Here is a 21444-nt window from a genome sequence, read left to right as displayed (position 1 = left end):
CTGTCCTGGCGAGCGCTTATTACCAGGACATCTCAGGATCTGAGGTGCTGCGCGCCGTCGTTGCCGGCACTGAAGTCACGGCCCGGCTCTACGAGTCTTCGATTGGGAACTTCAAGCCCTACAGTGACGGCGGAACGGTAGTTGTCAGCTACTTCAACGCGATCGGCGCTGCGGCGGCGCTCTCCCTCATCCGATCCTTTGATGAGAACCGCACGGCGCATGCCATGGCCATTTCCTCGACGATCAGCACGTGGTGCCCGGCTGAGGTCATTTTCGGGCAGGGCGGAACCGTCAAGCCGATTCTCTTCGGCGCCAACCCGGCGAGCAGTGCTGTCCAGGCTGCTAATTATGCGTACCATGGCTTGACCGGTCCCCTGCGCCTGCTCGAAAGCCCCATCGGCTTGATGAGGTCTCTCGCGACTGATTTCGACCCAGGCAAACTGCAGGACACGGAACGTTGGTTCATCACTGCCCCGCAGCGTAAGCTCCATGCCTCATGCGGGTACACCCACGCCAGCATCGACGCCGTGAGCTCGATGGAGCTCAGTGATGAGTTGCTCGGGAACATCGAAGGTATCGACGTCGCCGTTCCGGCCTTCTTCAGGGAGGCAGTTGGAAAGGTAGGCGCGCCGAAGAGCTCGAATGATGCCAGATTCCACCTCGGGTACGTCGTGGCCCTGGCCATCCAAGGGAACTACCCCATCTTGCCGGAGCACACGTTGGACTTTGAGAATCACTTGGCGCACGGGAGGACTCTTGAGCTCTCGGAGAAGGTGCGCATTGTCCCGGACGATACTGTGGCGACCGGAACGTCGAAACCGTACAACGTCTCAAAGGTTACCGTGCGCTTCCGGGACGGCGCCGAGCAATCCTCATTGTGCCTGAGCCCAAAGGGATCCGCCGATGACCCGATGTCTGATGGCGAGGTGGTCCGGAAGTTCGTCCAGCTGGTTTCGCCTTCAGTCGGGGAAGGCGACGCCAAGGTACTTGCTGAGGCGATTCTCGGAATCCGCCAGGCGAATGACGTCTCGTCGATAGCGGGTGCAGTGCGTGGGATTATCGTGAACGAACTGGAGAAGAACTGAGCGTGCAAGCTCAGCAGCATGGAAAAAGCCAGTCCCGGTGTACAGCCGGGACTGGCTTCCTTTCTTGTTAGCTGCTACCTGAGAGCCCGGCCTGGACGCCGTGGTGGAGTGCGTCAAAGTGCTTGGCCAATGCCTGCTTTGCGGCGATCGGATCGCGGTCCCTCAATGCCCGGACGAGTTTGCGGCGGCTTCCGTGTGTCTCCAGGCCATCGGTGGGGCCGGCGTCCTTGTGGAATTGTCGCGTGATTTCCAGAAGCGGTCCCGTCAGCGCCTCGGAGATCCCGTTGTGGGCGATCTGTGCGAGCTTCCGGTGAAACCGGATGTGGCGCTCCAGGCGATCCTCAAAGTCGAGGTTGTTGGTTTCTGCTTCCTCAGAGGAACTCACGACGGCCGCCAGTTCCTCAATCTCAGCGTCCGTGGCGTGCAGGCACGCCTGTTCAGCAACATAGTTCACCAGCACCACGCGGACGTCGATGAGCTCCTTGCCGTCGTACTGCCGCAGCCCCATGCCATCGAGCAGGCTCTGGGACAGGGCAGCCGAATTCGAATCGTTGAGGAACGCGCCGCCGGCGGAGCCCTTTTTCAGTGTGACGAGCCCGGAGGATTCCAGCATCCGAAGAGCCTCCCGGAGGGTGTTCCGGCTGACCCCGAGCTGCTCCGCCAGGTCCCGTTCGCTGGGTAGCCTTTCACCCGGCTTGAGCTCATTGGACTGGATACGGCTTCGAATCTGTTCGACGATCTCATCCACCGCACGCCTTGGCCGAACGTTGGCGAATGGCTGGAATGCCCCCGTCACGGCTTCAGGGGACCAGCGCCCTGGCGGCGAAAGCGACTTGGTCGCTGTAGTGCAGGGCAACAATTTCCACCGGGGAGTCAAGGGGGGTGTCCACCGGTCCGAGGAACGCGGTGGCCAAACGGGGTCCGTCGTCCAGGTCGATGATCGCGACCTGGTAGGGCGTGAACTCCTTGAACGCCTCGGGAGCCGCGTGGACCGACGTCACGGAGTACAACGTGCCGCGGCCCGACAGCTCCACCCATTCGATGTTCCTGTTCCATGTGGCCGGATCGAAGTCCCTCGGCGGAAAGGTAATGGCCCCGTCCCCGCCGGACCGGGTGGTGATGAAACGGCCCTCTGCCAGTGCCTCCCAGAACGGGGTGGTGAACGGGGTCTTCCGCGGTGGGTACGGGTGGGGGTGATCCAGCTGGACGGTGTTGATCATCAGGAAACCCTTTCAAGGATGTGTACGAGAGCTGCGTTGTAGTTGCCAAGTTCAGCAGTGGCCAGGCCGATCGCTGCGTCCTGGACCTGACGCTCACCCGCCTGGTGCATCAACTGCTCCACGGCTTCCAGGAGGTTGTACAGCGGGGTGACGTAGGCCGGGTGGCCCCGGGACGTCAGTCCACCCGAGGTGGAGATGGGAATGTCCCCGCCCAAGGAGGTCCTGCCCTCTGCCGCGAATTTGGCGCCGGCACCGCGCGGAACGATTCCCAGCGCCTCGCTGACCAGGACTTCTACGATCGTGCAGGGGGCGTACGGCTCCGCGAAGTCGAGGTCGGAGGGCTTCAGCCCGGCCTCAGCGAAGGCCTGGCCGCCGGCCTTCTGTGCTGCGTTCAGGGCGATCATGTCATTGGGTGTGGCCGTGATCTGGTGGGCTCCCTCATGATGGAAGCCGGTGCCACGGACCAGGACATAAGGCCGGCCGCTGGCGCGGGCTACATCCTCGTCAGCCAACACCAGGCACACTGCCCCATCGCTTCGGGGAGGCACTTCGTAGAGCCCGAGAGGGTGGACGATAGTCGGCTGGGCCAGAACCTCATCCAGAGTAATGGGCTTGCGGTACTGAGCCAGCGGATTCAAGCTGGCGTGGTGGCGGTTCTTCACGGCCACGGTGGCCACGTCTTCGCGCGTCGCCCCAAACTCATGCATGTAGCGCATCATGTCCATGGCGTACCACGCAATGGGCGTGATACCGAAGGGCGCCTGGAAATCCACGTCCCCGACGGCGCGCATGGAGCTCATCATGTGCTCACCCGAAGAGACAGCGGTCTCGTAGTTTACGCCCAGGGCCAGTGCCACCTTGGCCCGCCCCGAACGGATGTTGTCGGCAGCATGCTCAAACGCGAGGCCACCGGTCATCCCGTTGCCGAGAACCTCAGCCACGAATCCGTCGCAGGGCAGCTGCAAATAGCTGGCCATGAACGTCCCGAAGTACTTTTGCTGGGTATACGGACGAGGCTGCGCGAAGCTCAGGCCCCCAATATCCGACTTGTCCACCTGGGCCATCTCAACGGCCCGGAGCACGACGTCCGCGAGGACCTCGTGCTCGAGGTCGCCCACGTCCCCAGGCCTTGGCTGTAACCGGCCTACAGGTGTTGCCGCATATCCAATGACTGCCACTCTGCCCATTCTTTGCTCCTGACGAATCCTGGCCGTTTCCGTGTCGGCCTTGAGGAATGCTCTTGACGTATCTTGAGACTACCGCCACAATTGCAATGGTTCAACCGTTGACATTCAGGAGAGACATGATTCAGCAGCGGCCCCTGTATGGGCGCGACGATCTGCACCGGCTTATTGAGCCGAAGAGCATTGCCGTGGTGGGCGCATCGCCCACCGAAGGCAGCTTCGGGCGACGGACGCTCGAGAACCTCGCCAACTTCACGGGAACCGTCTACGGCATCCACCCGAAGCACAGCGAGATCCTTGGCCGGCCCACCTTTGCGAACCTGGCCGACCTCCCTGAGGTCCCCGACTGTGTGATCGTTTGCGTGGGCCAGCACCTGGCCGAGCCGGTCATCCAGGAAGCGGCCCGCCTGGGCATCGGCGGGGCCGTGGTTTATGCCTCCGGCTACCGCGAAACTGGTGATGTGGACGGCGAAGCAGCGCAGCTCCGTCTGCTGGACACCGCCCGGCAAGGCGGGCTGCGGCTCGCCGGCCCCAACTGCATAGGCCTTGTGAATGCCCAGAGCAAGGCCGCCATGAACTTCATGACCGACTGCGGGCAGATGATCTCCGGTGAGGCGGGCAGCATCTCCCTGGTCTCACAGAGCGGCGCTCTCGGGTACTCACTCCTGCAGGGCGTGCATCGTGGCATGGGCTTCAGTAAGTTCCTCGCCTGTGGCAACTCGGTGGATGTGGACGTGGCCGACTACGTGTCCTACCTTGCGGAGGACCCGGACACCTCAGTCATCGTGTGCCTGCTGGAGGGTATCTCTGATGGCCGGCGGTTCATCGAGTCCATCCTGAAGGCCGGTCGGGCCCGAAAGCCCGTCATCGTCTACAAGGCCGCCAACGGCGAGGCCAGCGGCAAGGCTGCCCTGTCCCACACCGGGACACTCGCCGGTTCCGCGGAAGCCTACCGCTCAGCCTTCCGCCGGGCCGGCGCGGTCCTGGTGGAGGACTTCGAGGCGCTTCTGGAAGTCGCGACCTTCTTCTCCCGCAATCCCCAGGGCCCGAACGGGGAAGGCGTGGGGATCATGGCAACCTCGGGCGGGGCAGGAGTGATCTGTGCCGATAAGGCTGAAGAAAACGATCTGCCGCTGCCGGTCCTGGACGACGCCACGGCCGCTGTCCTCCAGGACATCGTCCCGGGCTTCGGTTCCATGGCCAACCCGGCGGACCTTACTGCCGAGGTACTCAAGGACATCTCCACGTTCAAGACAGCAGTGACCTCCTTCTGTGACGATCCCGGTTTCGGGGCCGTAGTGGTGCCGCTGACCTTTGTCCACGAGACGACCACCGGCGTGCGGGCCCGCTACCTCGCGGAGGTGGCCAGCGAAACCAACACCGCGCTGGCCGCCGTCTGGATGAACGAATGGCTGGAAGGACCGGGCAGCCGCGACCTGGACGGCGACGCCTCCGTCACCGTGTTCCGGTCCCCCTCCCGGTGCATGTGGACGATCCGACGGTGGATGGACTGGCACGCCCGCACCGATTGGTCCCCGTTGTCGGACTCCACCGCCGATGCCACATTCGGAAATCGCGCCGCCGGACTGCTAGGCGCCGCAACCCCCGGCGCGACGGCCCTGACGGAGACTGCCGCGAAGGAGATCGTGGCCCACTACGGCATCAAGGTTCCGGGGGAACAGGTGGTCCAGACTCCGGACGAGGCAGCAGCCGCTGCGGATGCCATGGGGTACCCGGTGGTGCTCAAGGTCGTGTCCCCGGACATTCTGCATAAGTCCGAGGTAGGTGGCGTGCGGGTCGGTCTCGCCAGCGCCGACGAGGTCCGCGACGCGTTGACCACCATGTCTGCCCGCATGGTCTCGGAGGCCGCCCACGCACATATCGTTGGCTACAGCGTGCAGCAGATGGCCGGGGAAGGACCCGAAATCCTGCTCGGTGCCCGCTTCGACCCCGTATTCGGACCCCTAGTCCTGCTCGGCAGCGGGGGCACCTGGGTCGAGATCCTCAAGGACGTCAAGGTCTATCTCACCCCGCTCGAGCGTCCGATGGCCCTGGAAGCCATTGGGGAGATGACGCTGGTCAAGGTCCTTGAGGGGGCCCGGGGCCAAGCCCCCTACGACATCGATGCCCTCGCCGACACCATCGTCGCCTTCTCACAGATGGTGCGGGACCTCGACGGCGTGGCGACCGAAATCGAACTCAACCCCGTCCGCATCACCCGGGACAACGGACCCATGGCGGTCGACGCCCTCATCGTCCTGGCACCTCGGGAGCACGGCATCACACCGCAACCGGGCGGTGCCGTACCGGCCGCCGCCCACGCAGAAGGGACCGCGGAATGGGCAAATGCGTAGAGGACTTCGTCGCCGGTGACGTCAACGAGAGCCCGGCCAGAACGGTGACCGAGACGGACATTGTCATCTATTCGTGGATTTCCGGCGATTCCAACCCCATGCATACGGACGCCGAGTACGCGCGCCGCTCCCCCCTGGGGCAGAGGATCGCCCACGGCACCCTGGGCATGTCGATCGTCACCGGACTGAGCGCCCGCATGGGTGACTTCGACGGCACCGCCATCGCCGCGCTGGGCGTGGACGAATGGCAGTTCCTCGCACCCATCCTCATTGGGGACACGGTGCGGTTGCGCACCACCGTACGGAGCGCCAAGGTCACATCGAAACCCGACCGGGGTGTGGTTGTCCGGTTGATGGAGCTCGTGAACCAGGACGACACGGTGGTCCAGCGGGGCCTCATGAAGACCATGGCCTACACCAGGGCCGGGCTGGCAGGACAAGCGGCAACCGCGCAGGAACCCGCCGCCAACTGACCACCCAACACGGCACGACAACATCGCAGCACAATGACTACCACTGGAGACAAGACAATGAAGTTACTGGTCAACACCACGGGGCTCACCGAGGATCAGAAGATGGTCCGCGAGGGGGTCCTGGAGATCCTGGAAGCGACACTGCCCCGGGAAGAGATCCGTCGCATAGACGACGTCAAAGAATTCCCCCATGCCGCCTACGATGCACTTGCAGAAAGCGGCTTCCTGGGCCTGTTCTTCGACGAGGAATACGGAGGCGCCAGCGCCAGCTACAAGGACATCACCAACTTTATGGAGACCCTTGGATACCACTACGCCGGCATCGGGCAAGCGGTGATGATTACGTCGATCTACGCAGGCGGCCACGTGGCGAAGTTTGGCACCGAGGAGCTCAAGCACCGGATCATCCCGGGCATCATCAACGGCTCCATCAAGATGTCTATCGCTATGTCCGAACCGGGAACCGGTTCTGACGTAGCCGGCCTCCGGACCAAGGCAGTAAGGCAGGACGGCGGCTGGGTACTCAACGGCACCAAGGTCTGGATATCCGGCGCGCACGTGGCCGACTACCTCGTTGTCGTCGCCAAGACGGACCCGAACGCTGAGCGGCACCAGGGCTTTACCACCTTCCTGGTCAACGCCAAGAGCGCCGGTGTGACAATCAACCCACTGCAAATGCTGGGACGGCGCACCACGCACGCGAACGAAGTTGTGCTGGAGAACGTCTTCGTCCCGGACGAGGACCGCATCGGTGAGGAAGGCAAAACCTGGAAGAACCTCATGAAGGCGCTCGGCCTGGAGCGACTAGGGCTGGCCGCGATCTCGGCAGGAAACTGCTATCGGATCACCGAGGATGCGGCTGACTACGCACAGCAGCGCATCCAGTTCAACCAGCCAATCTCCAAGTTCCAGGTGATCCAGCACAAACTGGTCGACATGTGGATCATGGCCGAGCAGGCACGCCAGGCAACCTACCGGGTGGCAGAACTGTTGGACGCCGGTGAATCTGCCATTGAGGAAACCTCGATAGCCAAGATCATTTCCACAGAGAACAACTTCAAGGTCTCCGACATCGGTCTGCAGGTCTACGGCGGCTCCGGCTACGCCATGGAATACGACATGCAAATGTACTTCCGGGATTCACGTGTCGGCCCGATCGGCGGCGGCACCAATGAGATCCAGCGGAACGTCCTCGCCAAGAGGATGGGCCTCTGACCCACGAGGACGGGCCGACTGGCCCGCCCTCGTCCAGGAGGCGTGAGCACCATGACACTTCGTGCACAGCAGTACCGCAGCAGGGGCAGGGGAGCCAAGCGATGATATCCACCTCAATGGTCACGGCCACCCCGTGGCCCAAGCAAAGGCTGGCCGCATCGCTATTCCTCGTCCTCGGCATGGATATGTTCATGGTCTCGCCGCTGCTGCCACAGATCAGTGCCGGTTTCGGGGTGAGCATCGGCGAGGCTTCCGTGGTTGCGTGGAGTTTCTCCCTCGTTTACGCACTGCTCAGCCCGGCAGTGGCCTTGATCACCAACCGCTTCACACGGCGATCGGCCATGTGGTTCGGCGCGGCAGTGTTCAGTACCGGGGTTCTGGGGGCGGCACTCATGCCAACGCTGGGACTAGTGGTTGCCGGCCGAGCGCTTGCTGCCGTGGGAGCCTCGATCATGGGTCCGCCAGTGTGGTCCTTTGCTACAGAGACTGCCGCGCCCCACGAGGTGGGCAAGGCGGTAGCGGGCGTGGCCGCGACCTTTGCTGCCGGGCAAATCGTAGGCGTTCCCTTGGGAGGTCTCGTTGCCTCCTTCGCATCGTGGCGGTGGACCTTCCTGGCAATCAGTGTGATCGGTGCAGTGCTGGCTGCGCTGATCGGGCTGCGTTTGGGCAAGGAAGCCCGTATCCCAGAAAAGGTCGGCATCACGGAGGCGTTCGCGGACTCCTTGAATTTGTGGAGTCATAGGGAGTTCAGCTTCCTGTTGACGGCTAATTTCTTTGCGCAGGCCACCCGCTATGCCACCTACACCTTCGCCGGGGCCTTGCTCTTCACCCGGTTCGGCCTGGATACCGCCCAGCTCGGTCTTGTGGGCGCGACCGTAGGAGCGGGCTCCCTGATAGGAGCCACCATCGGGGGGCGTCTCGTGGACTGGGTTCGCGCCCGGAAGGGCTCACAACAGCTGTTGAACCTTTCCTTCGCCGCAGTGATGACCGTCTTCATCACCCTGGCCACCGCGTCGGGTCATCTCTGGTTCTCCCTGGCCGGCTGGGCGTTTACCTTTGCGGCAGGATCGGCCTTCGTCAGTAACGGCCAGGAGATGCTGACCCACTCGGCCGGCAAGAACCGTGCCTACGCGCTGTCATGGAACAACTCCGCCCTATACGCCGGCACCGCCCTGGGCACGTTTGTACTGGGGCTTGCCCCGTTGGGTACGACGCCGTTCGTCGTGATGGCTGGCGGTTTCGGTGCACTGACCATAGTTGCCAGTGCCCTCCTGTGGCGACTAACAAACCGGTCCAAGAGCCCCTGAGCAATTGCTCAGCTGTCCATCCCCTCAGCAGTTACAGCCTCGGGGACGTAGTCAATGAATGCGTCATAGAAAAAGGAGAAGTGAAGTGAAGATTGTCGTGTTGGCTAAGCAGGTGCCGGATACCTGGTCGAACCGGAAGATCGATTTGGAGTCTGGGCTGTTGGATCGGGCCGCGTCTGATCCGGTACCCGACGAGATCAACGAGCGTGCCTTGGAAAATGCACTGCTGGTCAAGGACGCCAACAAGGACGTGGAAGTAGTGGTGTTGGCCATGGGCCCGGAGGACGCCACCAAGGCACTCCGGAAGCTTTTGTCGATGGGCGCGGATTCGGCGGTGCTGGTCAACGACCCGACCCTGTCGGGTTCAGACATGGTACAGACTTCCCGGGTACTGGCCGCCGCGATTGACAAGATCGGTGAAGTCGATGTGGTGCTGGCCGGCAACGAGGCCACCGATGGGCGGGGAGGGATGGTCCCGGCGATGGTTGCGGAGATTCTGGGCTGGCCAGTGCTGCCGGGACTGGACGAAGTTGCGATCACCACAAACGAAGTGTCGGGGCGGGCTCAGGTTGATGGGGGCACGCTCCGGTTGTCCTCGGGGTGCCCGGCGGTGGTTTCGGTGACGGAGAAAACTGCGGAGGCCAGGTTTCCGAACTTCAAAGGCATCATGGCGGCCAAAAAGAAGCCGCTGGAGACCTGGTCGTTAGCCGATCTGCGGATCCAGGCCGGGCCGGAGGCCGCGGCGGTGCGTTCGGTGATGGTCTCGGCCGCGGCGCGCCCACCCAAGCAGGCCGGCCCGAAAGTCGCCGACGACGGCACCGCAGCAGCCCGGCTGGCCGACTTTTTGGTCTCCAACCGCCTGGTCTGACCGGGCGCACCATCCCTGTCCTGTCTTTAGTTGAATCCGGAAGGCCCTGAAGGGCCTACCGCAGCCTCCGGCGTCCCTGGCCGGTGCTACCCAAGAGGTAAAAGGAACCCATCATGGCAAACATTGGAAATGTACTCGTGTTGATCGAGACCACCGGCGGGGGATCGCCGAAGTCGACGGCGGCGTCCCTGCTCGGGGCGGCAGCCGGAATCGGCACCCCCGTGGCTGTCGTGGTCGCCGCCCCCGGGGCCGGCGAAGACTTGCCAGCCCGGCTGGGGGCGTTAGGCGCCGCCCACGTCTACGTGGCCGAGGCCGACCCCGCGGCCGGAGGGCTGGGCTCAGCCCAGGTCGGTGCCCTGGCCGACGCGATCCAGGCCTACTCGGCACGCCTGGTGCTGGTGCCGGCAACCAACGACTCGAAGGCGGTGGCCGGCCGGTTGGCCATTGTGGCCGGCGGGTCGGTGGCCGCGGACGTGGTCGGGGTGCGCTACGACGAGGACGACCAAGAGGTCATCGCCTCACACGCGGTCTTCGGTGGCGACTTCACCACCGAGTCCACGGTGGAGGGTGGGCTGATGGTCGTGACCATGCGTCCAGGCTCGGTCGAAGCCCGCGCGCAGGCTGTGGAGGCCCCGCAGGTCGCCACCGCGCCGGTGGTAACCCAGGTGGCTCCCGGAGCGGCGATCGTCGAGCTCACGGACATCCCGGCCGACACCGGGCGGCCGGTGCTGCGCGGGGCCAAGGCCGTGGTTTCCGGCGGCCGGGGTGTCGGATCCAAAGACGCTTTCTCCCTCGTGGAGGACCTCGCTGACGCCCTGGGGGCCGCAGTGGGTGCTTCCCGGGCGGCAGTGGATGCCGGGTACGTGCCGCAGTCCTACCAGGTCGGGCAGACCGGAGTGACCGTGACACCCCAACTGTACGTAGCCCTGGGGATTTCCGGGGCCATCCAGCACCGTGCCGGGATGCAAACAGCCAAGACAATCGTGGCGATCAACAGCGACGAGGACGCCCCAATCTTCGAAATCGCTGACTTCGGGATAGTCGGGGACATTTTCGCCGTGGTCCCGCAGCTCATCAAGGAAATCAACAACCGCCGCAATTGACAGGCGCCCGGACGCAGCCGCGACCCATCCCATCCCCCCGAACCCAGGACATACACTTTCCATGACCAGCGATCACAACCCAGGCAGGCCCACGGCCCGGCGCCGCATGGCAGGCTACAAGCCGCTGGACACTCCTCCGGGCGTGCCGGCAAGCGACACCCCGCCCACATCAACGTCGAACAAACAGGAACCCGACCACGCGTCGTCGCCCGTGCGGACGGCGCCCGCGGCAGCCGAACACCTGGCGCAGCACCCCCGGCCCACATCAGACCCCACGGCGGCAACGTCATCGAACTCCCCGACCAGGGCAGATTCACCGGTCGCAACGGGTAACAGAGGCACGGCAGACACGGCTACACAGGTAACCACGGCAGCCGCACCCTCTGCACGGAAACGACGCATGGGCGGTAACCCGACACCCTCCGAGGCCCCCTCAGCCGTGGCAACATCCACCCCGGACGCCGGGGGCGGGGCCACGGCGGAAACCCGCAAAGATGGTGCTCCGAAAACGCGTATGGGGAGCGCCCCCGCTTCCACGCCGGCCGCGGGTCCGTCCGCCGCGCAGACCAAGGCTGCCGCCCTGACCCCTGCGGGCGCGGGAGATGCCACCGGCACTCAGGGCACTGGCACCCCCACCGCAGGCGGAACGGTCCAGCCACCGACCGCTCGGCCGAGGTGGGTGAAGCCGGCCGCGATCGTCGCCGGGCTGCTGGTCGTGGCTGCAGCAGCCGTACTAGGCGCGCGGTGGCTGCGGAGCCTCGAGGGTATGCAGCAGTTCATTGCGACCTACGACGGGCACGCCTCCCAACCGGGGTCAGCCCCTGAGGGAATCCCGCCCTGGTTGGGCTGGCAGCACTTCCTGAACATGTTCTTCATCGTGCTGATCATCCGCACCGGCCTGCAGGTCCGCACTGAGCGCAAGCCCCCTGCCTACTGGACGGCCAAAAAGAACTCCTTCTTCGCCCCGAGGGGCAACAGCCCGAAGAAGGTCTCCCTGTCCCAATGGCTGCACCAATGCCTGGACGTACTCTGGGTCGTCAACGGCCTGGTATTCATGGGGCTGTTGTTCGCCACCGGGCAGTGGATGCGGATCGTGCCCACGGACTGGGACGTCGTCCCCAATATGGTCTCCGCAGCCATCCAATACGCCTCCCTGGACTGGCCCTCCGAGAACGGGTGGGTACACTATAACGCCCTGCAGGTTATGGCCTATTTTGTCACCGTGTTCATCGCTGCCCCGCTGGCTGTTCTCTCCGGGATGCGGTTCTCCACTTGGTGGCCGGAGAAGGCCGAACGGCTCAACAAGGCCTATCCGGTGGAGTGGGCCCGTGCAGTGCACTTCCCGGTGATGCTCTATTTCGTGGCGTTCACTATCGTGCACATTTTCCTGGTGTTCTTCACCGGGGCACTACGGAACCTGAACCACATGTACACCTCCCGGGACGTTGTGGACTGGTGGGGTCTGGTGGTCTTCCTAGCATCGCTGGCCGCGGTCGCAGCCGCTTGGTTCCTGACCCAACCTCTGTTCACCACACCAATCGCCACCCTCATGGGCAAGGTCACCAAATAACCCGAACGAATACCCCCGCGGGGACCGTCTTCGTTCCACCTGCCCGCCCCCTGCTGCCCTAACCCGCAGGTCTTCAGGCTCTTTTCATACAACACACTGTAAATAGCGGTGCACCATCCAGCCACTACTTCTCCTCTTAGGACCTTTTATGACTACGCGAACCGAAACGCTCGCTATCCGCTCGGGTGAGCACTGCCCCAAGACTGGCTGGTGGCAACCCCTGCAGTCGGAAGAGCGGGACCAAACGGTGCCTTCCCGGTTTGTCGGCCAGGGATGCGTCATGCCCGACGTGAACGGCGCCTCCACCTTGTGGGTGCAAAGCCACAATGCTCGCCTGCAGACCGACTATTAGCCTGCTGACGCTCTTGCCCTGTTCACGAAAGTAACTTCCCCAAGGAAAGATCCATGAATTAGACCTGCCCGCCACTCTGCCTAGTGTGCTGAATTTGACCGCCCAACGAACCGAAGGTGTGATCCTGTGTCAATGACCGCTTCCGGCCACCAACCACCGCACACGCCGGCGACTAAGGGTCGCACCGACGCTGCGCCACTCACAGATGTGCCCAACTTGCCGGTCACGCGCCCGACGATAACGGGCCATGTGGAGAAGATGATGAGGGTCCGCCTGCTCAGGCACCGCCCCGACGGGCTTCTTGGCGTTCGCATGGGGGTCATGGACACCGGCCACTGGGTCCTCGATATGGACGGCCGCCCGACAGGGGCCGCCGCTGCCGTCATCTTGGATAACACCCTTTCCGCCTCCCTCCGCACCAACGTAGATGATCTCCACTGGGTGGTCACCACCGAGCTGCACCTTAACTTCATGCGCCGGCTGCCAGCCGACGGAACCGTCCTCGAAGCCTGGACCCGCACACTGGTGGGCGATGAGGCCGGCGGAATGGCCACGGGAACACTCCAAGGGCCGGACGGGATCGAATATGTCCAGGGCACTGGCTGGTTTCAGCGTGTAGAGGGAAACACTTCCGAGGGGCCGGACCGTTTCGAGGCGATAGCGAGGCAACCGCTCGGGGACGAGGAAGGGGCCTCTCTAGGTGCATTGCTGGCCGCCTGTCCCGCAGCCCCGATCATGTCAGGTGGTCGCCCCGACTTCACCCAGAGCTTCCTGCCGGGTCTCGGTTTTGCCAGAAATGACCTGCTCCGGAACTCCCGAGGGGCCCTCCACGGCGGCGCATTGATGATTATGGCGGCCTTTGCCGCCCAGCAAGCCATGCCCGACAGAACCGGTTACGACCTGCAATCGCTCCGGGCTGCCTACCTGCGTCCGGCATTCGGTGCGATCGCCTCCCGCACACATGTGCGCTATGCCGGTTCGTCGCTGCGGGTTGTCGAAGTCGAACTGTTCAGCGACGAACCAGGCAGCGCCGGTAAAGCCTTTGTTCAGGCCACTGCTATATTCCGACAAGCCCGCTAAGCTCACCCGTACGCGGCATACCAAGACCAGGTCCGAAAGGTTCTGGCTTCCAGCGAGACTTAGCATCGCACGTGCGCGCCTGCAGACGTGCGTCTGGCAGGCTGTTGCTTGTCGGCAACTACCAGATGCCACTTCTCTCCTCAGTTGTCGTGCTGAAGTACACCCCACCCTGACGTCGGGCATGTGGACAAGGGCTGTGTCAGCCTGATCTGTTTGGAGAGGGCATACGCGGTTGAGAGGTCGGCGTTGCTTCCACTCGTTGGTGCGGCAAGCGGAATCCTCGAGGAAGGAAGACGATTCTGCATCGAGGATCTTTCCCGTCCTGTAGGAGCCCAGACAACAGAAGACGTCGACAGCCCACGCTGCGTGTGCCATTTTTTACTGGCGACCTTTGAGGACAGTTCGGCCAGCGGGTGCATCAGCGGCCAATCCTTCGAAGCAGTCACACAAGAAATCCGTCCGGTACAGCAACCAAAGCCATACCCGCCTCCCCTGGGTAGCCACGACCCTGCAACGGCCACGGAACCATCCGACAACAACATAAAGGACAGCAGCCAAAAAACGTAGTAGATATTCTGCTCCTGGGTGTCCGGAGCCCTGCGAGCATGCCCCTTCTTCTCCTGGCGCCCACGGTCCGCCCAGGCCGGCCCTGCGCCCTGTGCGGGGCCGGAGCACCAGCACGTCTCCCCCGTCCGGGCCGGTCGACTGCTCTCGCCAAAGACCTCACAGGATGCGGTGCCAGCTTCTTGGTGACAACCCGGCGCTCAATCATCGAAAGCTCCGTCAGCAAGGCGTAGCCGGAAGCTGTCACAACGGATGCGGCTGCGCGGAGGTGTGAGCCAACGCGAACTCTTGACACCGGCACCTTCCGGGAACCACGCTGGGATGACGGTTCGCCGCGGAAGCTTATGGTGCGTGATTCCCGTCGGACGCAGACGAAACTCCGTCCTGACCGGCTGGCACTGCCAGAGCCCAGCTCGGCGGCTGACGGTAAGGAAACTGCAATGACCACGTCTGATAAACGGCCGGAGGCTGGTCGGTCGGTGGCCAATTCCGGCCTGCTTTCCACCTCGCTGCCGCAAGACCTGCTCAGGGCCCTGGTCCGGTCGGACGCCGCGGGTGAAAAACTGTCGCCGCAGCTGCTCTCTGAGCTGAAGGTACTGGCCCGCACGCCGAACCTGCTGGTGGCCTGCAACTACGGCGGGACACTCTCCGCCGACGAAGGGACCTCCAAGGTGACCTTGCCGGTAGGCAGTGCCTCGATTGCACTGCGTGCCTTGGCGGCGCTGCCCAATACCCATGCGGCGGTGATCTCCGGCCGTTCCCTGCGGGATCTGGCCGCGGTGTCCCGGCTGCCGGCGGAGGTCCACCTCGTGGGTTCCCACGGCGCCGAGTTTGACATGGATTTTTTCTACGACCAGCCGCCGGGCACCACCTCCATCCTTCAGGAAGTCAGCGATGCCCTGACGGAGGTAGCGAAGGCCGAAGAAGACTTCAAAGTCGAGAGGATCCACCGGAAACCCGCCGGGGTATCCGTCCGCCTGATCTGGACGCCGCCGGACGTGGCTGCCAGGGTGACCGCCAAAGCCGAGCAGATCGCCCGGGACCGCGGGATGTTCTTCATTGTGGACGGCTCCGTCCTGGACCTGTCCCTGGTGGAGCCCGCCAAAGGCCACGCGCTCGAACGCCTGCGTTCCCAGCTGGGCATCAGTGCCGCGCTGTATGCCGGGGACGGTCCCAGCGACGAAGACGCACTGGGCACGCTGCGCGGCCCGGACCTAGGCCTGAGGGTCGGGGAGGGGCCGCAGGACGGACACCGGCTGCGGGATCCGGACGCCTTTGCAATGGTCCTGGCGGTGATGTTCGAGCTGCGCCGCGCCTGGCTGTTCGGCGAGGACGCCGTCGGCCTGGAGAGGCACACCCTGCTGGGGAACGGATCCTCCACCGCGCTGGTGACCCCGGATGCGAAGATCTGCTGGATGACGCACCCGATGCCGGACTCGGGGTCGCTGTTCGCGCACATCCTCGGCGGTGATGCGGCCGGGCATTTCAGCGTCGAGCCGGTGAAGGCATCCCGGGTGCTGGGGCAGCGCTATGTGGACAACACGATGATCGTCGAGACCCGGTGGGCGGACATCACCGTCACCGACTACCTCGAACCGGCGGCGCACGGACTCACCAGCCTGGTGCGGGTGCTCTCCGGCACCGGCGCGGCCAGGATCATCTTCGCACCCCGTCCGGACTACACCAATGCCCCGTTCAGCATGGAGGTCCGGGACCGGGAGCTGCATGTGCTGGGCACCTCCGATCCGATCGTCCTGCACGCGCCGGGGGTCGGCTTCACGGTCAGCACCGACGGCCGCCATGCCACCGCGACGGCGGAGGTGGACCTGCGCAACGGGCCGGTGGTCCTGAACCTGCGCTGCGGGGACACCGATTCTTTTGTGCTCGATCCCGCCGACGAGCCGGCCCGCCGGGACGGCGTCGCGGCAGGATCCCGGGCATGGGTGCGGAAGCTGAAGCTGCCTGCGGTCAAACCCTCCCTGGTCAAGCGCTCCGCACTGGCGCTCCGGGCCATGGTGCACGAACCCACCGGTGGAGTGCTCGCCGCGCCCACCACCTCGCTGCCCGAGGGCATCGGCGGAATCCGCAACTGGGACTACCGGTACTGCTGGCTACGGGACGGCTCCATGACCGTGAAGGCACTGGTGGATCTGGGTTCCACTGAAGAGGCCGAAGGGTTCCTGCGCTGGCTCGGCCGGATCCTGGACCACGCCCCAGGGCCCGAGTGGCTGCACCCGCTGTATTCGGTGACCGGGAACCCCATGGCCAGCGAGGCCACCATCGAGAGCCTGCCCGGCTATGCGGGGTCGCGCCCGGTACGGATCGGCAATGCCGCGGACCACCAAGTGCAGCTGGACGTCTTCGGCCCGATTGCCGAGCTGATCCACGGGCTGAGTGAATACCACGGTCTTCTGACCGATTTCCAGTGGGAACTGCTGGAGCAAATGGCCGCGGCCGTTCTGGCCCGCTGGCACGAACCGGACCACGGAATCTGGGAGGCACGGCGCCCGCCCCGGCACCACGTCTACACGAAGGTGATGTGCTGGGTCACGCTGGACCGCGTCCTGCGCAGCGCGGAGCGTCATGGCCGGGTGCCTGATCCGCTGTGGCGCACCACGGCTGCCACCATCCGCGACGAAGTCCTGCAGCAGGGATGGGACGAGGAATCGGCGTCGTACACGGTGGCCTACGACAGCCCGGACCTGGACGCGGCCGTGCTGCACATCGGGCTCTCCGGCCTGCTCGACGTCACCGACCCCCGCTTCCTGGCCACCGTCACCGCGGTGGAGCGGGAACTGCGGGTGGGGCCCACCGTTTTCCGCTACCGATACGACGACGGGCTGCCGGGGCTGGAGGGCGGCTTCCACATCTGCACGACCTGGCTGATCGAGGCCTATCTAGCGGTCGGCCGCGCCGATGATGCCGAGGTACTGTTCGGCCAGTTGGTGAACCTGATCGGTCCCACCGGGCTGCTGCCCGAAGAGTATGACCCCACGACGGAAACGCACCTGGGCAACCATCCCCAGGCCTATTCGCACCTGGGCCTGATCCGGTGTGCGCAGCTACTAGACCGGCACCTGGGCCAGGGAGAGCTGAACCAGCGCCCCGGCAAACCTGGCCGGTGACGTGCCCGTGATGGGCCGGCTACGCAGGAATAGGCGCGCTGCCGGTCTCATGCCGACTTCCCACCGGCCGGGGTCGTGTCCTTCCCGGGTGCAGCTGTTGCGCCCGGACAGGACACACGTATTCCTGCCATCCGTGCTCCACTGTATAGCTCTACGATTTCCAACCCATAGGCCCGCACCCCCGTGTCCGCCACTTCAGAAACGACCATTCACAGGTCAAGATGATTGCCGCCACCTGAGTCGGCGCGCCGTTCTGACCAGCAACAACAACCGGTTACCGGCCGCCCTCGATGTCTTCCTGGCTGGCGGCGTCCCCGCCGTCGAGATCATCTCTGTGGCGGGCCATCTCCAGATGGTGCTCCAGCTTCTCCTCGGCATCCCGCCGGCGCTGGCCGACGGTGCGCATTTGCTGCGTGGTCGGTGAACCGACGTACCCCTCCAGATCGTGGCCATGCTCCCGCGGAGCCTCAGCCTTCTTCTCGCTCATACTGGAATCGTCCCACCGGGCACCCTCATGAGGAAGGGGACGTCCTGGGACGCCTCAGCGACCGCTGAAAGCATCCGGGCGCGTTACGTGGTTCTGAATCGCGCCAATAAACTACGTACCGGCACGGATCCGGAAATAGACATGCGGCGTGCCCATGTCGATCCCGGGGGCCCTCGAGCAGCTCCCGGCCTAAGTCCTGTCCCGCCACCGACCCCTCACCATCGATCCATCACAGGCCGACTGCAGCACGGCGCGGTCTTGGGCAGCGCCGGTACGGACGCGTGAGCGCCGCTACCCGCACCGACTACGCCGAAGCTGCCGCCTCCGTGCTGAACGCGACGGTCACCCCAACAAGGTCTACGAGTTGGGCGGCGACCAGCCGTTTACGTTCGGCGAACTGGCGGCAGCGGTGGGCGAGGCTGCGGGCAAGCCGGTGACCGACCAGAACCTCCCGGCGGAGGACTACGCCAAGATCCTGGTCGGCGCCGGACTGCCGGAGGGCTACGCAGCGATCCTCGCCGACAGCGACCTCGGCATCGCCCGTGGCGAACTGCTGGTCACCAGCGGCGACCTCCGCACGTTGATCGGCCGCGAGTCCATCTCGAAGGGAAACATCCTGATCACCGCCCACGATACGGACCGTGCCGACAACGATTCCGTCCCGGCTTCCGGCCCCGCACGATAGCCGTCCTGATCAGCGTGTCCGGGATGTCGAGTCGCCTCGACGCGCAGATGCAACGCAACCCAGGGTCTGGTGGAGGGCTACCCGACGGCGTTCGGGTAGCCCTCAGGGTTCTTCACCCCGTTGGGCGACCCGTCCTCAGCGGCCCGCCTACCGCGGTGAATCTATCCGGGCGTGAGTCCGCCCGTGGGTTGCCCGGCGGGAACGGGTCATGAGGGTGTGGATGAGCAGGGTGATAAAGACCACGGCGCAGAGTACTGCGGCGATCGCGAATGTCGCATTGATTCCGGCGCCGGTCGGGTGGAGATCCGGGGCCATGTTCGCTGCCAGCACCGCGCCTGAGACGGCGGTGCCGAAGGAGCTTCCCACGGTGCGCAGGACCTGGTTGAAGCTCACCGAACTGCCCAGCTCTTCGGCGGCCACGCTGCGGGCAATCAGTGCCGGCATGGCGGCATAGCTGGCACCCGTTCCCAGACCGAAGACCAGCATTCCGAGCAGGATCTCCCAGAGTCCGGTGTGGGCGAACCAGAGCAGCATTCCGGCTGCTGCTATCATGCCGGCACCGATCGGCAACAGTGTCGTCAGACTGATCCGGCGCGAGAGGCGGCGCACCAGACGATTGGCCACAAAGCTTCCCACCGACAGCGGGAACATCACGAAACCGGCCCAGAACACCGGCAGCGCCATGCCGTAGCCGGTCGAGGCAGGAGCCTGGGCAACGAGGCTGGAAATCGAAAGGCCAATGTACATCGCGGCGCCCAGTCCGATTGCGGCGCCGTTGGCCAGTAGCACTTCCCCGTTGCGGAGGACCCGAAGGTTGATCAGCGGGTGCTGCGTCCGCAGTTCGGCCCCGATCCAGGCTGCAAGGCCGGCCGCCGCGACGATGAAGGCACCGATGGTCCACGGCGAACTCCAGCTCCAGTTCGGCGCTTCGCTGACGGCAAGGAGCAGGGTGCCGAGGCCGAGGCCGAGCAGACCGGCGCCGGTGTAGTCGAAGGGCACCCGGGGGGCCTGTTCGTCGGGTCCTGCCGGAACGGTGCGGAAGACGACCACGATGGCCGTGACCACGAACAGTGCGGCGAACCAAAATGCGAACCGGAAGTCGAAGATCCCGGCGATGATCCCGGTCAAGGGGTAGCCGATCCCGATCCCGGTGGCCACGGTCACCGACAGGCTGGAGATGGCGAATTGCACCTTCTCGGCGGCGACGTAGCGGCGGGCGAGGGCGATCGTCATCGGAACGATCCCGTAGGTCAGGCCCTGAAGCGCCCGTCCGATCAGGAACACCGTGAAGTTTGGCGCCGTCGCGGCGACGACGGATCCGATGAGGATGATCGTCAGTGACCACAGCAAAAGCCGTTTCTTGTGCGGTCCGTCGCTGAGCCGGCCCATGACAGGGGTCGCGATCGCGCCGACCAGAAGGTTGATGGTGAGCATCCACTGCGCCGTGCTGACCGAAACTTCCATCTCGCGGGAGATGGTGGGCACCAGCAGCATGCCCAGCGAGCTCACGATCGCCGTGGAGAGCGCCGCGTAGACCAGTGCCGGCAAAAGGCGCAGGCGGGCGGCCGGCTCAGTCAACGGAGGCCTCCGATCCAAGCTTCCGGAGAATCGGGATGACCGCTTCCAGCGACTCGCGCTCCTCCGTCGTCAGCCGCTCCGTAATGGCCCGGTCAAGCCAGCCCTGACCGGCCGCGGACTCCTGGGCCAGCTTCTGCCGCCCCGCGTCGGTGAGCTCGATCCAGGCCCGGCGCCGGTCCTCGGCATCGGGGACACGCATCACCAACTGCAACCGTTCCAATTCCCGCGCGGCAAGCGAAATGGCTTGCGGGCTCACGTGGACGACGGCGGCCAGTTCCGACGTCGACGCCCGCCCGTGCTCCGCCACGTGCCGGAGGACGCCTAGCTTCCCCGGGGAAAGCGTCCGTGAGGCATTCAGCCGTCTCAGCAGAGGAAGCAAGGTCTCGAAGAGGGACCGCGTCATTACATGGTCCGCCATGGTTTCGCCGGTCATGCACTAACTATACAAGCAACTTGATCAAGTTACTTGCGCATATTGGAACGCGCCGCCGAAAGAACGACAACGGCGCCGGCTGCCGTATCCGGGACTCCGGCATCAACTGAGCCGCGGCCATTTGGGACGTGAGCGTCCCAGGCTGTATCTCGCTTCGGTCATTCTTCGTTCTGCGGACCAGGATGTTGCGGGTTTCGTTGCGGAGTTCGCGGCGGAGGATGCCGTCGACGAGGGCTACGTCGAATGGAGTTTGCCGGGGCATCCGGGCCGGTATTTGCCCGTTTTGAGTTCGGCTGCGACGTAGCCGTTGACCGCACCCAACGGGCCTGGAGGTCCGCTCCCTCACGGGCCGAGGCTGCTGATAGCGGATATTTCGTCAACCTTAATGGCCGGGCGTGCCGCTGCCGTCAGCCGTCCGCCCGGTTGCGCCCCCTGCACGTTGATCTCTTGTTATCCAGGTCACATTGCGTCTATCGTTGTCGGGGGCCACAGCGTGGTGGCCCCGTTTTAGAGCGGAGAACTGTGTGAACGAGAAGCTGCGGGTGCTGGTCCGTGTGGACCTCGATGGCGCCAAGGCCCGCGTCAAGGTCCAGGGTCACGTGACGGTTCAGAACGTCCATGGCCTCTACGGTGTGGTCCAGCGCGCCGGCTCGCTCGCCTCGGGGCTGTCGCTGGAACTCGATGTGACGCGTGCCCAGACTGACTCCGACGCCATGGGAGAGCTTCGTGCGTGTGCAAAGTCGCATCATCTGCCGGTGCAC

The 21444-nt window shown here is 64.6% G+C and carries 19 protein-coding genes; 13 read left to right on the top strand and 6 right to left on the bottom strand.

The window, feature by feature from the left end:
- A partial coding sequence (locus Y706_RS0101035) for an MmgE/PrpD family protein (RefSeq protein ID WP_028275136.1) occupies positions 1–1085 on the top strand: 1085 nt, incomplete at its 5' end.
- Between the two features lie 67 nt (positions 1086–1152).
- On the opposite strand, the gene Y706_RS27320 is transcribed toward Y706_RS0101035, so the two are convergent.
- From Y706_RS27320 to Y706_RS0101020, 3 genes are read right to left on the bottom strand one after another with little or no spacing between them, the layout of a single operon-like run.
- Positions 1153–1833, bottom strand: coding sequence for a FadR/GntR family transcriptional regulator (locus tag Y706_RS27320; RefSeq protein ID WP_052354963.1), 681 nt, complete (start codon positions 1831–1833; stop codon positions 1153–1155).
- Between the two features lie 52 nt (positions 1834–1885).
- Positions 1886–2305: a Zn-ribbon domain-containing OB-fold protein gene (locus Y706_RS0101025; RefSeq protein WP_043434025.1), complete on the bottom strand. Its 420-nt coding sequence runs from the start codon at positions 2303–2305 to the stop codon at positions 1886–1888.
- Entirely contained in the window at positions 2305–3492 is a 1188-nt protein-coding gene (locus Y706_RS0101020) for a thiolase family protein (RefSeq protein WP_028275134.1), read from the bottom strand. The genes Y706_RS0101025 and Y706_RS0101020 overlap by 1 nt, the downstream gene beginning before the upstream one ends.
- A gap of 116 nt (positions 3493–3608) precedes the next feature.
- On the opposite strand from Y706_RS0101020, the gene Y706_RS22865 reads away from it, so the two are divergent.
- From Y706_RS22865 to Y706_RS0100975, 10 genes are all read left to right on the top strand, one after another.
- Entirely contained in the window at positions 3609–5843 is a 2235-nt protein-coding gene (locus Y706_RS22865; protein WP_052354962.1) for an acetate--CoA ligase family protein, read from the top strand.
- Positions 5828–6316, top strand: a complete 489-nt coding sequence (locus Y706_RS0101010; RefSeq protein ID WP_028275133.1) for a MaoC/PaaZ C-terminal domain-containing protein — start codon at positions 5828–5830, stop codon at positions 6314–6316. The genes Y706_RS22865 and Y706_RS0101010 overlap by 16 nt, the downstream gene beginning before the upstream one ends.
- 33 nt (positions 6317–6349) lie before the next feature.
- Positions 6350–7531 (top strand): acyl-CoA dehydrogenase family protein, encoded by a 1182-nt coding sequence (locus Y706_RS0101005; RefSeq protein ID WP_043434022.1) that lies wholly within the window; start codon positions 6350–6352, stop codon positions 7529–7531.
- A gap of 101 nt (positions 7532–7632) precedes the next feature.
- A complete protein-coding gene (locus Y706_RS0101000) occupies positions 7633–8838 on the top strand; it encodes an MFS transporter (protein ID WP_028275131.1) in 1206 nt (401 codons plus the stop codon).
- A gap of 85 nt (positions 8839–8923) precedes the next feature.
- Positions 8924–9706 carry an electron transfer flavoprotein subunit beta/FixA family protein gene (locus Y706_RS0100995; protein WP_028275130.1) on the top strand — a complete coding sequence of 261 codons (783 nt, stop codon included), beginning with the start codon at positions 8924–8926 and terminating at the stop codon, positions 9704–9706.
- Positions 9707–9819: 113 nt separating this feature from the next.
- Complete coding sequence (locus Y706_RS0100990; RefSeq protein ID WP_028275129.1) at positions 9820–10809, top strand: electron transfer flavoprotein subunit alpha/FixB family protein; 990 nt, start codon at positions 9820–9822, stop codon at positions 10807–10809.
- A 400-nt stretch (positions 10810–11209) separates the two neighbouring features.
- Positions 11210–12379, top strand: a complete 1170-nt coding sequence (locus tag Y706_RS22860) for a cytochrome b/b6 domain-containing protein (RefSeq protein WP_253906662.1) — start codon at positions 11210–11212, stop codon at positions 12377–12379.
- A 148-nt stretch (positions 12380–12527) separates the two neighbouring features.
- Positions 12528–12731, top strand: coding sequence for a hypothetical protein (locus tag Y706_RS28550; protein WP_156945021.1), 204 nt, complete (start codon positions 12528–12530; stop codon positions 12729–12731).
- Positions 12732–12989: 258 nt separating this feature from the next.
- Positions 12990–13811, top strand: a complete 822-nt coding sequence (locus Y706_RS22855) for an acyl-CoA thioesterase domain-containing protein (protein ID WP_052354961.1) — start codon at positions 12990–12992, stop codon at positions 13809–13811.
- Between the two features lie 1004 nt (positions 13812–14815).
- On the top strand, positions 14816–17500 hold the full coding sequence (locus Y706_RS0100975; RefSeq protein ID WP_028275127.1) for a trehalase-like domain-containing protein: 2685 nt from the start codon (positions 14816–14818) through the stop codon (positions 17498–17500).
- A 274-nt stretch (positions 17501–17774) separates the two neighbouring features.
- On the opposite strand, the gene Y706_RS22850 is transcribed toward Y706_RS0100975, so the two are convergent.
- The gene (locus tag Y706_RS22850; protein WP_043434017.1) at positions 17775–17987 is read right to left on the bottom strand and encodes a hypothetical protein; all 213 of its coding nucleotides are present in this window, start codon (positions 17985–17987) and stop codon (positions 17775–17777) included.
- Between the two features lie 364 nt (positions 17988–18351).
- Here Y706_RS22850 and Y706_RS27315 point away from each other — a divergent pair, with 364 nt between their 5' ends.
- Positions 18352–18672, top strand: a complete 321-nt coding sequence (locus Y706_RS27315) for a Rossmann-fold NAD(P)-binding domain-containing protein (protein WP_028275126.1) — start codon at positions 18352–18354, stop codon at positions 18670–18672.
- Positions 18673–18819: 147 nt separating this feature from the next.
- On the opposite strand, the gene Y706_RS22840 is transcribed toward Y706_RS27315, so the two are convergent.
- Positions 18820–20250, bottom strand: a complete 1431-nt coding sequence (locus Y706_RS22840; RefSeq protein ID WP_043434015.1) for an MFS transporter — start codon at positions 20248–20250, stop codon at positions 18820–18822.
- Positions 20243–20683, bottom strand: coding sequence for a MarR family winged helix-turn-helix transcriptional regulator (locus tag Y706_RS0100955; RefSeq protein ID WP_216699086.1), 441 nt, complete (start codon positions 20681–20683; stop codon positions 20243–20245). Before Y706_RS0100955 ends, Y706_RS22840 begins: the two co-directional genes overlap by 8 nt.
- Before the next feature lie 524 nt (positions 20684–21207).
- On the opposite strand from Y706_RS0100955, the gene Y706_RS0100950 reads away from it, so the two are divergent.
- Positions 21208–21444, top strand: a 237-nt coding sequence (locus Y706_RS0100950; RefSeq protein WP_028275124.1) for a hypothetical protein, incomplete at its 3' end; no start/stop codon positions are given.

Source organism: Arthrobacter sp. I3, assembly GCF_000520575.1.
Lineage (GTDB): Bacteria > Actinomycetota > Actinomycetes > Actinomycetales > Micrococcaceae > Arthrobacter > Arthrobacter humicola_A.
The sequence above is the reverse complement of the archived record's forward strand: the minus strand, read 5'-3'. Positions and strand labels throughout refer to the sequence as shown.

Bases quoted from the DNA above. Each gene is read 5' to 3' on its own strand.
- Y706_RS0101025 (WP_043434025.1), bottom strand. From the start codon at position 2,305: ATGATCAACACCGTCCAGCTGGATCACCCCCACCCGTACCCACCGCGG.
- Y706_RS0101020 (WP_028275134.1), bottom strand. From the start codon at position 3,492: ATGGGCAGAGTGGCAGTCATTGGATATGCGGCAACACCTGTAGGCCGG.
- Y706_RS22865 (WP_052354962.1), top strand. From the start codon at position 3,609: ATGATTCAGCAGCGGCCCCTGTATGGGCGCGACGATCTGCACCGGCTT.
- Y706_RS0101010 (WP_028275133.1), top strand. From the start codon at position 5,828: ATGGGCAAATGCGTAGAGGACTTCGTCGCCGGTGACGTCAACGAGAGC.
- Y706_RS0101005 (WP_043434022.1), top strand. From the start codon at position 6,350: ATGACTACCACTGGAGACAAGACAATGAAGTTACTGGTCAACACCACG.
- Y706_RS0101000 (WP_028275131.1), top strand. From the start codon at position 7,633: ATGATATCCACCTCAATGGTCACGGCCACCCCGTGGCCCAAGCAAAGG.
- Y706_RS0100990 (WP_028275129.1), top strand. From the start codon at position 9,820: ATGGCAAACATTGGAAATGTACTCGTGTTGATCGAGACCACCGGCGGG.
- Y706_RS22860 (WP_253906662.1), top strand. From the start codon at position 11,210: ATGGGCGGTAACCCGACACCCTCCGAGGCCCCCTCAGCCGTGGCAACA.
- Y706_RS28550 (WP_156945021.1), top strand. From the start codon at position 12,528: ATGACTACGCGAACCGAAACGCTCGCTATCCGCTCGGGTGAGCACTGC.
- Y706_RS22855 (WP_052354961.1), top strand. From the start codon at position 12,990: ATGATGAGGGTCCGCCTGCTCAGGCACCGCCCCGACGGGCTTCTTGGC.
- Y706_RS0100975 (WP_028275127.1), top strand. From the start codon at position 14,816: ATGACCACGTCTGATAAACGGCCGGAGGCTGGTCGGTCGGTGGCCAAT.
- Y706_RS22850 (WP_043434017.1), bottom strand. From the start codon at position 17,987: ATGAGCGAGAAGAAGGCTGAGGCTCCGCGGGAGCATGGCCACGATCTG.
- Y706_RS0100955 (WP_216699086.1), bottom strand. From the start codon at position 20,683: ATGACCGGCGAAACCATGGCGGACCATGTAATGACGCGGTCCCTCTTC.